General features: G+C 62.9%; 12 protein-coding genes. 8 read left to right on the top strand and 4 right to left on the bottom strand.

The window, feature by feature from the left end:
- Positions 1–77: 77 nt before the first annotated feature.
- Both G502_RS0109260 and G502_RS0109255 read right to left on the bottom strand, forming a co-directional pair.
- A complete protein-coding gene (locus G502_RS0109260) occupies positions 78–1,079 on the bottom strand; it encodes an ATP-grasp domain-containing protein (RefSeq protein ID WP_022728391.1) in 1,002 nt (333 codons plus the stop codon).
- Between the two features lie 188 nt (positions 1,080–1,267).
- A complete protein-coding gene (locus tag G502_RS0109255) occupies positions 1,268–1,738 on the bottom strand; it encodes an OmpA family protein (RefSeq protein ID WP_022728390.1) in 471 nt (156 codons plus the stop codon).
- A 93-nt stretch (positions 1,739–1,831) separates the two neighbouring features.
- On the opposite strand from G502_RS0109255, the gene G502_RS0109250 reads away from it, so the two are divergent.
- The 3 genes from G502_RS0109250 to G502_RS0109240 all read left to right on the top strand — a co-directional run bounded on the left by G502_RS0109250 (position 1,832) and on the right by G502_RS0109240 (position 5,898).
- Positions 1,832–2,077, top strand: a complete 246-nt coding sequence (locus G502_RS0109250; RefSeq protein ID WP_022728389.1) for a sulfurtransferase TusA family protein — start codon at positions 1,832–1,834, stop codon at positions 2,075–2,077.
- 37 nt (positions 2,078–2,114) lie between these two features.
- Entirely contained in the window at positions 2,115–2,306 is a 192-nt protein-coding gene (thmT, locus tag G502_RS0109245) for a 2-hydroxymuconate tautomerase (protein ID WP_022728388.1), read from the top strand.
- Between the two features lie 169 nt (positions 2,307–2,475).
- Positions 2,476–5,898 carry an autotransporter outer membrane beta-barrel domain-containing protein gene (locus G502_RS0109240; RefSeq protein WP_022728387.1) on the top strand — a complete coding sequence of 1,141 codons (3,423 nt, stop codon included), beginning with the start codon at positions 2,476–2,478 and terminating at the stop codon, positions 5,896–5,898.
- A gap of 14 nt (positions 5,899–5,912) precedes the next feature.
- Here the strand turns inward: G502_RS0109240 and ggt are convergent, their stop codons facing one another.
- The gene (gene ggt, locus G502_RS0109235) at positions 5,913–7,667 is read right to left on the bottom strand and encodes a gamma-glutamyltransferase (protein WP_022728386.1); all 1,755 of its coding nucleotides are present in this window, start codon (positions 7,665–7,667) and stop codon (positions 5,913–5,915) included.
- 18 nt (positions 7,668–7,685) lie between these two features.
- The gene (locus G502_RS0109230; protein ID WP_022728385.1) at positions 7,686–8,582 is read right to left on the bottom strand and encodes an NAD(P)-dependent oxidoreductase; all 897 of its coding nucleotides are present in this window, start codon (positions 8,580–8,582) and stop codon (positions 7,686–7,688) included.
- Between the two features lie 281 nt (positions 8,583–8,863).
- On the opposite strand from G502_RS0109230, the gene G502_RS0109225 reads away from it, so the two are divergent.
- The 5 genes from G502_RS0109225 (at position 8,864) to G502_RS0109205 (ending at position 13,465) form a co-directional block, all read left to right on the top strand.
- On the top strand, positions 8,864–9,082 hold the full coding sequence (locus G502_RS0109225; RefSeq protein WP_022728384.1) for a DUF3126 family protein: 219 nt from the start codon (positions 8,864–8,866) through the stop codon (positions 9,080–9,082).
- A 151-nt stretch (positions 9,083–9,233) separates the two neighbouring features.
- On the top strand, positions 9,234–9,995 hold the full coding sequence (locus G502_RS0109220; protein WP_022728383.1) for a TerB family tellurite resistance protein: 762 nt from the start codon (positions 9,234–9,236) through the stop codon (positions 9,993–9,995).
- A gap of 3 nt (positions 9,996–9,998) precedes the next feature.
- Positions 9,999–11,861, top strand: a complete 1,863-nt coding sequence (locus G502_RS0109215) for an ATP-binding cassette domain-containing protein (protein ID WP_022728382.1) — start codon at positions 9,999–10,001, stop codon at positions 11,859–11,861.
- Entirely contained in the window at positions 11,862–12,749 is an 888-nt protein-coding gene (locus tag G502_RS0109210; RefSeq protein ID WP_022728381.1) for a DMT family transporter, read from the top strand. It abuts the gene before it with no gap.
- Positions 12,749–13,465 carry an N-acetylmuramoyl-L-alanine amidase gene (locus G502_RS0109205; protein WP_022728380.1) on the top strand — a complete coding sequence of 239 codons (717 nt, stop codon included), beginning with the start codon at positions 12,749–12,751 and terminating at the stop codon, positions 13,463–13,465. Before G502_RS0109210 ends, G502_RS0109205 begins: the two co-directional genes overlap by 1 nt.
- Positions 13,466–13,489 lie beyond the last annotated feature (24 nt).

The following is a 13,489-nucleotide window of genomic DNA, read 5'->3' as shown; positions in this document are numbered from 1 at the left end:
CGAAAATCGAGGCGGGCGAGGGATCAGCAGAGAATGAGAAAGGGTGGGTCCGGACCGGGATGGTTCTGTGCTGCGGTTCAGGCTGCCTTGCGGCGGCTTTCACACGGCTCCAGTTCGCGGCCAAGGAAACGGGCAAGTTCATCCATGCCGGACAGGCCGGCCTTTTCCTCGGCGCGGGCGTTGTAGTTTGTGTTGGTGTTGACGTCGTAGGTGAATATCTCGCCCGCTTCGTTGCGAATGAACTCGATGCCGGAGACCTCGATCCCGTTGGCGGCGATGAAGGCGGCATAGCGCTCCAGGATCGGATCGTGAAAACCCTCGATGATCTGGAACTTCTCTTGGGAAGAGCCGCTGTCGGCTTCGCCTGCAGGGCAGAAGCCGAACGCCTGACTGTCATCATCCTCTGCCGGGATCTCGCAGACATCGGCCGGGCAGAGGTCGAAACCCTTGCTGGTGTCCACGCGGACAGCATAGAAGAACTTCCCACCGATCAATTCACAGCGTGTGATCGCCGGCTCGGCGGCACGGATGTACTGCTGGACCAGCCATGTGCCGTCCAGCGGAGCTTCGGTGGCCGGGTTGTCCAGGATGGCAGCCAGTTCGTCCAGCGAATTGACCAGCTGTACGCCTGCGCCGGTGCCACCGCGGTTGGGCTTCAGGATAAAAGGCGTCTCGCCCAGCCGGCGCGCCGCCTGCAGCGTGGCCTCGCGGCCAACGGCACCCAGGGTGCGCGGGGTACGGATTCCGGCCGCTTCGAGCGCAGCGTACTGGGCCAGCTTGCTGACCTCCAGGTTGAGGGCGCGACTGTTGTTGATTACACGGCGGCCGTGAGCTTCCAGCCAAGGCAGGACGCTGGCCGTGAACTCCGGTGCGAAGCGGTTGCCACGCGTGTGAGCCGAAGCGCTCATGCGGCTGTAGAAGATGCCTTCGGGGGGCGTGCCGGTGGGGTCGAAGCCCTCGGCAGCAAAGCGATCCTCGGCCATGTGCCAGGAGGCGTAAGGCAGATTGCGCGCTTCCAGCGCGGCAATCAGGGGATCGGTCCAGGCATCGTTTTCATGGATCACGTGGATCTTTGACATTTCACTGTTCCATAGTGTGATTACAGGAATAGAATTCCATTCCACGTGAAAATAGAGAAGGCCGGTGCCTGTTTCAAGGAAATAACAATCTTTCGGGAGGAATTTATCGAGAAGGAAGCATATATAACATTGTGGATGTGTTAATTATAACAGGTGTCCTGTTGGGCCCCTCCTTGTAAGCAGGTGTCTTACTGCAGGATGATCTCACCGCGATCGGCGCGGCTGTCTCCCGCCGACAGCAGGTTGATCGCCAGGCTGATATGCTGCTTCGGTACGCCGCGCTCCAGCATTTCCTGACGCAGCGCTTCGGCACGCTCCAGAGCCAGCTCCTTGGCAACCTTCTCACCGCCGGATTCGGGGGAACGTTCCGGGGCATGGGCGGTTATGGACAGCCACTGTCCCGTCTGAAGCGCCAGGGCGGCGAAGGCGTCCAGGCGACTTGCGGTGTCACCGGGAATCTCGGCTTCCCGGCTCTCGAACATGACGGCAAGGCGCACGGGCCGAGGGTTGTCCATCTCGTTGGGGCTGGAGCAGCGCTCATCGAAATCCGGATTCGCGCAATAGCCCCTCAGGTCGACTGGGGTTTCGGACAAGGCCTGGCTGGACAGCAGGAAAAGGGGTAAGAACGCGCAAACAACGGCTAGATTTCGCAGCTTCATGGAAAGGCCTATCTCTTTTCTTATGCCTGTTCGATATTGTGTGATCGGGACAGTCGCCTATTTTGATCGGGTCTGTAAAGGAGAAGCACAGCAATGGACTCTGGGCGCGAAAACGAACCACTCAGGCTTGATACGCGCGGATTGAAATGCCCGCTTCCGGTCCTGAGGGCCCGCAAGGCCATCAAGGATGTGCCGGAAGGCGGCCTGTTGCGCGTGGAATCCACGGACCCGGACTCCCTGCAGGACTTCCGTGCCTACTGCGAAAGTACCGGGCACGAACTGGTCGAGCAGCAGGAAGAGGATGAACTGTTCATCCACCTGATCCGCAAGTCCGCCTGAAGCATTCCATCAATTCATCCGGAAAGGGACAGCACACATGCCCATCGTCAACATGACCCTGATCAAGGGCCGCACCCAGGAAGACCTCGAGAAGATGTACGTCGAGGTCACCGATGCCATCCACCGCACCCTCGGCGCGCCCAAGGAGAACATCCGCATCTGCGTCAATGAGATCGAACCCCAGCACTTCGCGATCGCCGGCAAGCCCAAGACGGGGCCATCGTCGTGAATCGGAGGGTCTGGGAAGCGGATGGTCTGGTCGGCACTGGATAAAATCCCAGTGATTTTTTAACTTCCCTTTTACCTTGTTAGGCACTCCTGTAGTCAGGATTCAAAATCAGAACTCGGCAATTCCTGTGACGCGCCGAGGGAAAGGCTACAGGGGAGCCGCAGCACCGATGAATTTTGTCCAGGGACTTTTCGCCACGACAGTGGTCCTGCTGTCCGTCGGCCAGAGTGCTGCAGCCTATGAAAGCCGCATCGTGAGAGACTCGGACGGCCGTGCGGTTTTCGAAGTGCGCATCTTCGATGACGGCGACGGCGTCTTCCTGGAAGACGATGATGACATTTCCGAAGCTTCCTGGAATTTGACCGATAGCCCGAAGGACGACATTGTCGACCAGAAGGACGAGGTAATCGCGGCCATTAAGCAGTGGGCCGAGATCCTCGATCCGCTGCCCGGACGCCTGCCGGCCGTCATAAACGTAGGCACCTATGACGGCGAGATGAACGCCTTCGGCGACAGTCCGCTGACCGAAGCGGGGGAGGGCCGCCTGCTCACCCGGCTTCAGAGAGTGCTGCAGGGCCGAAATCCGGGCGACAATGATTTCAGCTATGACGGTGTCATGGCCTTTGGCAGTGAAGATGGTACTGGCGATGCTTTTCCCATCCGGCCCGATGGCCCGTCGCCCTTGCCGACTGGTGCCGATGGCTTCCAGCTCTATGGCGTCGTGTTCCATGAGCTGGCGCACGCCCTGGGCGTCATGACCGCGGCCGAGGGCGGCGAAGTCGATGACGGCGTGGAGATCGGAGAGGTGGCTTACTTCCTGGATGAGGGCCTGACCCTTTGGGAAGCGGGCTTGCGCGACAGCAACGGAAATCCGGCGCGTCCTGGGCAGTTCGTCAGATGCGATCTGGATGATTGTTACCAGGGCGGGGAATGGGAGGATGAGGATGCGACCGACCCCTTTGACCTGACCGACGACACCGAACGCGGACGTGACATGGGCTATGTGACGGGCCCGCACATCCGGGAGGTCATGGATGGAAGCCTGCCGGGCGTGCCCGTGCGCCTTGGGGGTCCCTTCAGCAATATCGATGACAACTACATGAGTCACTCCGAGCTCGAACGCAGCCTGATGAGTCACCAGCAATACCGCAACTACAACACCTTCATGGAGGCGGAACTGGCGGCCCTGCAGGACATGGGCTACGAGATTGACCGGCGGAACTTCTTCGGCCGCTCGATTTACGGGTCCGGCCTGGATATCGTGAACCGGAACGGCTATTTCCGGCGCAACGCCAGCGGCACGGCCTACCTGCCCGGACAATACAATCGGGCCACCATGGGACTGGGCCTGCATATCTATGGCAGCAACAACAGGGTGGTGCAGGTGGCCGACCTGCTGACACGCGGGGCCGGCGCCGCCGGTGTGCGGGTGGATGGCGAAGGCAACCGCTTGGTGATCGACTCTGGTACGCGGGTGCATGCCCTCGGCACGAACGGTCGGGGCGTCATGTTCGCCTATGGCAAGGGCCATGAACTGATCCAGCGCGGCGAGGTGGAAGGCCGGGATATTGGCGTCAGTTTTGACTTTGGCGGCAACATGATGGGCGACGACCTCGAAAAGCATGGGTCCTACATCTTCCGTCAAGGCGAGATCAGTTATGATGTAGATGAAGAGCTTTTCCCGGACGAGCTGAAAGGCCCTCTGGTTGAAAGCTATGACCTGACGGGCCGGGTGGCTGGTAAGCGGGCAGCAATCTACATCTCCGACACCGCACTGGTGAAGCAGATCAATGTCATGCGCGGCGCACGTATCCAGGGAGATATTCTCTCGGAGTATGACGAGGCCGACGGTGATGATAACCAACGCCTGACAGTGCTGACCTTTGGCAGGGCCCCCGACAGTCGAGGACAGTCTACCAGTAATGCAGATCCGGATTTCGTCTTTCGGCATGATGGCAATATCCAGGGACAGACCAACCTATCCCTGTCCTTCGAGGGCGGTTATACCTCACTCAACGGCGATCACGAGGTTTATGAGGTCGAGATTGCCGAGGGGGCGAGCCTGGGCGGCAACAGCACCTACAGCCTGCCTAATGATGGCGAATTCCGGAACGCCGGTCTGCTGGCGCCGGGCAATTCCATCGGCATCATCACCATAGAGGGAAACTATGTCCAAACTTCGAGCGGAACCCTAAGACTGGAGTTCAATTCCGCAGGTGAGTCCGACCAGTTGGATGTGACCGGCACGGGCAAACTGGACGGTCAGCTGGTCCTTTCAGCAGCGCCGGATTGGTACGCGTCCGATTGGCAGGCGAATTTTGAGTTTGATGATTTTGTAAAGGTGGGTTCAGTTGAAGAGAATAGTCTGACTGCATCTGCTGAAATCCACTCTCCGACTCTCAGCCTGAGCTTTGATGATACGAGTGGTAAGTTCGATATCAGAATGAGCCGGACGGCCAATGCCTACAGCCAGCATGCTGCCAGCCGGAACGCCCGCCAGGTGGGGCGGGCGCTCGATAACCTCTCCGGCCGGGCCGGCTCGGACCTGCAACCACTCTACCAGGCGCTGGATTTTTCGGCGGCCGACGGCAGTGAGGTGGGGCGGGCCCTGACGCAGCTTTCGCCCGAGGCCTACAGCGCCATGGTGGCTACCTCCCTGGACCGGGAGCAGCGGCTGAGCGACATGGTGGCCGCACAGCCCCTGTCGCTGTCGGCCGCGACCCTGGATAACGGCGCCGTCCAGGGCTTTGCCGTGCCAATGGGCGGCGGCCTCTGGCAGGATGCGGAGGGGGGCGCTGTGGGCCACAGCACGGCGCGCTATGGCGTGCTGTTCGGGGCCCAGCGGCGCGCCCTGGCCGATCCGGACTGGACCTGGGGCGTGCATGGGGCCTTTGTCGGCCAGTCCGTCAGCGTAAAGGCGCCGCAAAGGGCTTCGGGTGACACCAAGACCTTCAGCCTGGGGCTGCAGGCCCACTACCAGCCGGATGAGCGGGCCGGGCCCTACTTTCATGGCCAGCTGCGTGCCGGCCTGGAGTCCGGCCGGTTGGAGCGCCGGATACGGGTGAACGGCTATAGCACCACCAACCGCGGGGACTGGTTGGGCTTTGCCGGTGGTGCGACGGCGGGTGGCGGATATCTCTGGCGCCTGAACGAAACAATGAGTGCCGGACCGGTGGGCTCCCTGAACTACACCCGCCTGTCGCGTCCGGGGCTGCGGGAGGATGGCAAGGACGCCACGCGCCTGGACCTCTCGGCGTTGCACCATGATTCCCTGCGCTCCAGTCTGGGGCTGCGGACCAGCCTGGAGCATGAGCTGGAGGAAGGCGGCCTGTTGAAGGGCAGCCTGCAGGCCACCTGGGATCGGGAGCTGCTGGACACCGAGGCCGTTCAGGAGGCCGCTTTCGATGGCTATGGCGCAGCAGACTTCGACAGCCGCAATGGGGTCACCGACCGCAATGCCCTGAACCTGCGGGCCAGCCTGGAGTACGAGGCCGATGACAGCATGGTGGTCGGCGCGCATCTTTCCAGCCAGTTTCTGCGCGACGGCCATCGCTCGTTGGCCGGCGAATTTTCGCTGCGCTGGATGTTCTGAAGGCGGCCTGTCGCCTATTTCCCGCCGGCCGTGCCATCCCGGCGGGGGTCGGCGCCGCCGGAAAGTCCGTCGCGGGAAAGGACAATGGTCTGCAGGCCCGAGGTGTGAGCGCTGACCTCCACCTCATGACCGAGTCCTTCCAGCTTCTGCTGCCAGTTCTCGGCCTGTGTGTTCGCTTCCAGCCAGGTGGTGCCGTTCATGTTGCTGACGTGCGCCAGGCGGGTGATCTGCTGGGCATCCAGTTCCCAGTCCACAAAGCCCATGATGGCCTGGGCCACATAGGGAATGATGCGCACGCCGCCGGGCGAGCCCACGGCAAGAACCGGGTTTTCTTCCCCATCGAAGACGATGGTCGGCGCCATGGAACTGCGCGGACGCTTGCCGGGCTGGACGCGATTGGCTACGCGGCGTCCCGTCTCGTCCTCCGCTTCAAAGGAGAAGTCCGTCAGTTCGTTGTTCAGCAGGAAGCCGCCGGTCATCAGCTGGGAGCCGAAGGCGGACTCGATGGTGGTGGTCATGGACGCGACATTGCCCTCGGCATCCACGATGGAGATGTGGCTGGTCCCGGGCAGCTCGCGGCTGCCGTCGCGGCCAGGACGCGGCCCTTCATGCCAGGGCGGGTTGCCGGGCTGCGCCGGGGTGTCCATGGCCTTGTCCTGCGAAATCAACTGGGCACGGGCCGTCAGGTAGGCGGGGTCGAGCAGGCCGCGCACCGGAACGTCCACGTAGTCGCTGTCGGCGATGTAGCGGTTGCGGTCGGCAAAGGCCAGCTTGCCGGCCTCGGCAAAGAGGTGCCAGGGCCGGGCCGAAGCGGGGTCCATGCCGGCCAGGTTGAAATGCTCCAGAAGCCCCAGGATCTGTCCAACGGTGAGTGCACCGGACGAGGGCGGGCCCATGCCGCAGACACGGTAGGTGCGGTAGGGGTGACAGACCGGCGGGCGTTCCTTGACTTCGTAGTCCGCAAGGTCCTGCTGGCTCAGCAGGCCGGGGGTGTCGGGCACAGACTGCACGGTCCGGACGATCTCCTCGGCGATGGGACCTGTATAGAAGGCCTTGGCGCTCTCGCGTGCCAGAGCCGAAAGGGTTTCAGCCAGCTGGGGGTTGTCACGTATCTGGCCTTCCTTCAGGGCCGTGCCGCCCGGAAAGAAATAATCACGGGCCGCCGGATAGCTGCGCAGGCGCGCTGCCGTGTCGGCTTCCAGCATGCCCGCCAGGCGCGGGCCCACGGCGAAGCCCTCCCGGGCCTGGTCGATGGCCGGTGCGAAGAGGTCGGCCCAGGGCAGGCGGCCCCAACGCTCGTGCGCAGCCTGCATCAGGGCAGGAATGCCGGGTGTGCCCACGGAGCGGCCGCCGACGACGGCCTCCCAGAACGGCAAGGGCTGTCCTCGCTCGTCAAGAAACAGCGTGCCGTCGGCGGCGGACGGTGCGGTTTCGCGGCCCTCCAGCGTCGTGAGCTCTTCCGTTTCGTTATCGTAATAGACCAGGAAGGCACCGCCGCCCAGGCCCGAGGACTGGGGCTCCACCAGACCCAGCATCATCTGGGTCGCCACCAGGGCATCCAGGGCTGAGCCCCCGTCCTCCAGCATGGCAACACCCGCCTCAACGGCGCGCGGGTCGGCGGCACTGACCATGTAGCTGTCGGTCCGGACCAGCTGTTTGACGCTTTCCCCGGTGGCCACCTCGGGTGCGGGGCGGTCCTGGGCGAGGGCGGGTGCGCCCAGCAGCAGGCCCGCCAGCAGGGGAAGAGCAAGGAGAACGGAGGGTTTCATGAGGAGGCCCTTCGTGGATTACGGTTTCAGGCTGTGCGGCTCATTCATGGATTCCAGCCAGAGCAGCAGGGCGGCATGGTCCAGTTTGGCTGTTTCGGGTTTGGCGGCCAGTTCGGCGAAGCCCTCTCTTGCGCATTCGGTGAAGGGCAGTCTGAGCCCGGCTTCGCGGGCGGCCTGCAGGATGTTGTCCAGATCCTTCAACTGGATGGCCACCGTGCCGCCCGGCTGGAAGTCGTGCTTCAGCATGCGTTCGCCATGGACCTGAAGGATGCGGCTGTCGGCAAAGCCGCCGGCAATGGCCTCGCGCGCGGCCGCCGGGTCGCCGCCGCCTGCCTTGACCAGAAGCAGGGCTTCCGAAACGGCGCCGATGGTGATGCCGACGATCGCCTGGTTGGCCAGCTTGGTGAGCTGACCACAGCCCACCGGGCCCACATGCCTGCCACGCCCCATGGCCGAGAACAGAGGTTCCGCCTGGGCCATGTCCGCGGCTTCGCCGCCCACCATGATGGCCAGTGTCCCGGCCTCGGCGCCGCCCTGGCCGCCGCTGACCGGCGCGTCGAGATATCGTTGCCCGGCCACCTGCAGCTTTGCCGCATGGTCGCGCGCCAGGGACGGCGGGATGGAAGACATGTCGATGAACAGGGTATCGGCAGGAGCGTGTTGGCCAAGTTCGCGCCCCAACAGGATCTCGGTGACCACAGGGCCGTTTTCCAGGATGGCAATGACGGCATCAGCCTTGCGGACGGCCTCTTCGGCGCTGTCGGCGATCGTTGCGCCCTGGCTGGCCAGGGGTTCGGCCTTCTCTTTCGTGCGGTTCCAGGCCGTGACCTCGAAGCCGGCCTCCAGCAGGTGCTGTGCCATTGGAAAGCCCATGATGCCGGTGCCCAGGAACGTGACCTTGCGTATGTCCTTCATGTTGTTCTGCCCTGATTTCTAGTCGGTCGTGTTGTGATTGTCCTCCATAGCACAGGACTACAGACAGAACGACTCATCGCGGAGGCAGTAAGCTGCTGTGATGGGTTGGGCAAACCCTTGTTTTTGCAGGGCCGCATAGGCAGGTTAGGCAGGCAGCAGGGCAATCCGGTCCGCCGGTTCGCGTGTGTTTGGCGCTGATGAAAGCGACAGGCACCCGACGAGCGGACCAGAAGTTCCGTTCTGTTTCGAAGCATTCGGTCCCGACCACAGGAAGCTATCGCATGACACCCAAGGAAATCGCGCGACTGACCAACTACCTGCGCCAGTCCTTCAACAACAATCGCATTACCATCCTGCCTCCCAGCAAGGAGGGGCACCCCATCGAAATGCGGATTGGAGAGGAGTTCATCGGCGTCGTCCATCGCGACGTGGACGAGGGCGAGGTCTCCTATTCCATCCAGATCATGGTCCTGGAGGAAGACCTTCCGGCCGAGGTTTGATGCGCCTTCTTTGCGGCGGCTTGCCGCTGTTTCGACGGGGCGACAGAAGACGAATGGCTGACCTGCTGCGGGAAGGCTTGTCGCTTCCGGCCGCCTCGTGTTTTATCGCGTTTGCGAGCGGTCAAGGGCTGTAGGAAGAGGGCAGGGTTACATGAGCATATGGGGGAAAATCGTGGGCGGAGCGGCCGGCTTCGCCTTTGGTGGGCCGATTGGTGCGCTCCTGGGCGGTCTTGCCGGCCATGCCGTGGATGTCATGAACCAAAGCACCCAGCTCGAGTCTCCGGACCAGGAGGGCCAGGAAGGGCTGCACGGCGACCGCACGAAGAACATTGCCTTCACCATCGGTGTCATCGTCCTGGGCGCCAAGATGGCCAAGTCCGACGGCAAGGTGACCAAGGACGAGGTTTCGGCCTTCAAGGAGGTCTTCCATATCCCGCCCGAGGAAATGAAGAACGTCGGGCGCGTCTTCGACCAGGCCAAGCGGGACGCACGCGGCTACGAGCCCTATGCGCGCCAACTGGGCAAGCTGTTCGCCCGTGAACCGCAGATCCTTGAAGAGCTGCTCAATGGCCTGTTCCACATTGCCCGAGCAGACGGCGATGTGACGCCCGAGGAACTGGATTTCCTGAATGGCGTTGCACGCGAATTCGGCCTGTCGGACAACGACTGGCAACGCATCAAGGCAAGCAATTACGGCCCGGACGCAGCCGACCCCTACAGCATCCTGGGGATTTCGCGTGAGTCCAGCAACGAGGACATCAAGAAGGCCTATCGCCAGCTGGTGCGCGACAACCATCCGGACAAGCTGGTGGCCCAGGGCATGCCGGAAGAGTTCGTCAATGTTGCCAACGACAAGCTGGCGCGCATCAACGAAGCCTACGACAAGATCAGCCGGCAGAGAGGTCTGCGCTGAAGCATGGCTGCGCCTCCCGTACTGACGCTCCAGGAGTCCCGCCTGAGTTATGGCGGCACACCGCTCTTCGAGGGACTCGACCTGACCCTGTCACCAGGGGAGCGGGCCTGCCTCGTTGGCCGCAATGGCAGTGGCAAGTCCACGCTGCTGAAGGTCCTGGCCGGCCTGGTGGAGCCGGACAGCGGCGCGCGCGTGGTCCAGAGCGGTCTGCGCCTGTCCTATCTGCCCCAGGACCCGGATCTTCCGGCCGAACAGATGGTGTCGGATTACATTGCCGAGGGCCTTCCACCGGACGAGGCTGATGTGGGTCGCTACCGGGTCGATGCGATGCTGGATCTCCTGAGTCTGGATGGAGCTGCCAGCCTGGGTTCGCTCTCCGGCGGAGAGTCCCGGCGTGCGGCGCTGGCCCGCATGCTGGTGTCGGAGCCGGATGTCATGCTTCTGGACGAACCGACCAACCATCTGGACCTTCCGACGATCGAGTGGCTGGAGGGAGAGCTTGCCCGCTTTCGCGGCGCTTTCATCGTGATCAGCCATGACCGCGCCTTCCTGGAAAAGGTCTCCAATGCCACCTTCTGGCTGGATCGCGGCCAGGTCCGGCAACTGAACAAGGGCTTTGCCGCCTTCGATGGCTGGGCCGAAGAGGTGGCGCGTGCCGAGGAGCAGGAGCTCTATCGCCTGCGCAAGACCATTGAGCGTGAGGAACACTGGTTGCAGCGGGGTGTGACAGCTCGGCGCAAGCGCAATGTGGGCCGCCTGAAGCGCCTGCAGGAATTGCGCCAGAGCCGCGCAGAAATGATGAAGAACCAGCCCGGCCAGCTGTCCATGGCCGCTGCAGAGGCCGGTACCAGCGGCAAGATCGTCATCGAGGCGGAGAACATATCCAAGAGCTTCGCGCGCCCGGACAGCGAGCAGGTCACCGTGGTCGATGGCTTTTCCACGCGCATACGCCGTGGCGACAGAGTGGGCATCGTTGGACGCAACGGAGCCGGCAAGACCACGCTGATCCGGTTGCTGCTGGGGCGCATGGAACCCGATCAAGGCAGCGTGAAGCTGGGCACGAACCTGGAGATTCAGATCTTTGATCAGCGTCGTGAAAGCCTGGACCCAGAATCCACCCTGTGGGACACGCTGTGCCCCCTGGGGGGCGATTCCGTGATGGTGGGTGGCCGTCAGCGGCATGTGGTTGCCTATCTGCGGGACTTCCTGTTCGACGAACGCCAGGTCAAGCAGCCGGTCAGTTCGCTCAGCGGCGGCGAGAAGAATCGCCTGCTCCTGGCGCGGCTGTTCGCGCAGCCCTCGAACCTGCTGGTGCTGGACGAACCCACGAACGACCTGGATATGGACACACTGGACCTGTTGGTCGAGGTGCTGGACGACTACGAGGGTACGCTTCTGCTGGTCAGCCACGACCGCGACTTCCTGGACCGCCTGACCAGCAGCGTGATCCTGATGGATGGTCGTGGAGGTGCCCAGGAATATCCCGGGGGCTACAGCGATGCCGTGCGCCAGGCTGGCGGTCTGCCCGATGCCAGGACAGGCAAGGACAAGGCGGCCCGCAAGGCGTCTCAGGGTGGGAAGGCCCAGGCTGCCCAGGGCAAGCCCAAGGCCTCAGCGCCGAAGCTGAGCTACAAGGAACAACGCGAGCTGGACAAGCTGCCGGAGCAGATCGCAAAGCTGGAGACGGAGGTCGCAGAGCTGGAAGCTCACCTTGCCGATCCCGACTATTACAGCCGCGATCCGGAGGGTTTTCAGGCAACCACGGACAAGCTGGAGCACCGGCGCAGCAACCTGGAAAAGCAGGAGGAACGCTGGTTGGAGCTGGAAGACAAGCGCGAGCGATTGAAGCAGGGAGGGGATAGCTGAATGCCGCTGCCAATGCCGCCGCGCGACCTTTTCCTCTTCATGATGATCGTGCTGACCTGGGGCTTGAACTTCGTGGCCGTAAAGCTGGGCACGGACCAGTTTCCGCCAATCTTCATGACCTTCCTGCGCTTCATTATCGTCTCGCTGGTCCTGGTGCCCTTCGTGCCCCGGCCCAAGGGAAACTGGCTGAAGCTGCTGGCCCTGTCCTTTACCATGGGAACCCTGCACTTCTCGCTGGTCTTTACCGGGATTTCCGGTGTGGATGCCAGTACGGCGGCCATCGCCGTGCAGATGCAGGTGCCCTTCGCGGCCATACTGGCCTCGATCTTCTTCAAGGATCGCCTGGGCTGGCGGCGGATCCTGGGCATGGTCATCGCTTTTTGCGGAGTTGCGGTCATGGCGGGCGAGCCCAGGCTGGGCGACCAGTACGGTTCGCTCGCACTTGTGCTGGGGGCGGCCATGGCCTTTGCGGTCTCGAGTGTGCAGATGAAGAAGACCCAGGGGATCAGCGGCTGGACCATCACGGCCTGGATCTCCCTGTTGGCCCTGCCTCAGTTGCTGATCGTCACCTGGGTCCTGGAAGATGGACAGATGGCCTCGTTGCAATCCGCGGATCTGACGGGCTGGGGAGCACTGCTGTTCACGGCACTGGGGTCCACCTTGATCGGGCACGGCCTCTGGGCGCGCATGGTCACGCGCTATGACATCAACCAGGCGGCCCCCTTCACCCTGATGGTGCCGGTGGTCGGGGCGGCATCGGGAATCGTATTCCTGCACGAACCCCTGACAATTCCGTTCCTGATTGGCGGTATCCTGACGCTGGCCGGCGTCGGCATCATCATCTTGCGGCGTCCCGGGCTGGGGGCGCCGGTGCGCGAGCGACTGTAATGGTCCTGATCCACGAACATCCTTCCCCCAATCATGACGAGCGCCGGAAGACCGGGGCGCCGGACATGCTGGTCATGCACTACACGGGCATGGAAAGCGGCGCGGCGGCCATGGCGCGCCTGTGTGATCCGGCGGCTCGGGTCAGCGCGCATTATCTGGTCGAGGAGGACGGGCGGGTCCTGCGCCTGGTGCCAGAGCATCGCCGTGCCTGGCATGCAGGCCTTTCGCATTGGGCCGGGGAAGACAACCTGAACGATGCAAGTCTCGGCATCGAGATCGTCAATCCGGGTCATGAATTCGGCTATCGTCCCTTTCCGGCCGTTCAGATGCAGGCGGTGATCGAGCTGTCCGTGGTTCTGCGCAATCGCCATGGGATTCCCCGCCAGCGTGTGGTGGGGCATTCGGATATTGCGCCCCTGCGCAAGGAGGATCCGGGCGAGCTTTTCGACTGGCCGGGGCTGGCCCGCTACGGGGTGGGGCTGTGGAGCGATGAAGGGCCCATCCAGGACAGTCCGAATGAAGAGACGGCTCGTCAGGCGCTGGCAACGATCGGGTATGGCTATCTGGACGAGGATTTCGAGCGGGTACTGCTGGCTTTTCAGAGGCGGTTCCTGCCGGATCATCTGACGGGCCACCTGGATCCCCGTACGTCCGGGCGGCTCTCTGCCATTGCGGCGCTTTACGAGAAGGCAGCCGGTCGGGCAGAGGGTGATTGATTCCTCACTTTCCACCGCTTAAGT

The sequence above is a fragment of the Fodinicurvata sediminis DSM 21159 genome, from assembly GCF_000420625.1.
Lineage (GTDB): Bacteria > Pseudomonadota > Alphaproteobacteria > Kiloniellales > DSM-21159 > Fodinicurvata > Fodinicurvata sediminis.
Note: the sequence above shows the minus strand (reverse complement) of the source record. Positions and strands in the feature narration are given on the sequence as shown.

Excerpts from the sequence above, each read along its gene's own strand:
- G502_RS0109260 (WP_022728391.1), bottom strand. The coding sequence starts at position 1,079 with ATGTCAAAGATCCACGTGATCCATGAAAACGATGCCTGGACCGATCCC.
- G502_RS0109250 (WP_022728389.1), top strand. The coding sequence starts at position 1,832 with ATGGACTCTGGGCGCGAAAACGAACCACTCAGGCTTGATACGCGCGGA.
- G502_RS0109215 (WP_022728382.1), top strand. The coding sequence starts at position 9,999 with ATGGCTGCGCCTCCCGTACTGACGCTCCAGGAGTCCCGCCTGAGTTAT.
- G502_RS0109240 (WP_022728387.1), top strand. The coding sequence starts at position 2,476 with ATGAATTTTGTCCAGGGACTTTTCGCCACGACAGTGGTCCTGCTGTCC.
- ggt (WP_022728386.1), bottom strand. The coding sequence starts at position 7,667 with ATGAAACCCTCCGTTCTCCTTGCTCTTCCCCTGCTGGCGGGCCTGCTG.
- G502_RS0109210 (WP_022728381.1), top strand. The coding sequence starts at position 11,862 with ATGCCGCTGCCAATGCCGCCGCGCGACCTTTTCCTCTTCATGATGATC.
- G502_RS0109205 (WP_022728380.1), top strand. The coding sequence starts at position 12,749 with ATGGTCCTGATCCACGAACATCCTTCCCCCAATCATGACGAGCGCCGG.
- thmT (WP_022728388.1), top strand. The coding sequence starts at position 2,115 with ATGCCCATCGTCAACATGACCCTGATCAAGGGCCGCACCCAGGAAGAC.
- G502_RS0109255 (WP_022728390.1), bottom strand. The coding sequence starts at position 1,738 with ATGAAGCTGCGAAATCTAGCCGTTGTTTGCGCGTTCTTACCCCTTTTC.
- G502_RS0109230 (WP_022728385.1), bottom strand. The coding sequence starts at position 8,582 with ATGAAGGACATACGCAAGGTCACGTTCCTGGGCACCGGCATCATGGGC.
- G502_RS0109225 (WP_022728384.1), top strand. The coding sequence starts at position 8,864 with ATGACACCCAAGGAAATCGCGCGACTGACCAACTACCTGCGCCAGTCC.
- G502_RS0109220 (WP_022728383.1), top strand. The coding sequence starts at position 9,234 with ATGAGCATATGGGGGAAAATCGTGGGCGGAGCGGCCGGCTTCGCCTTT.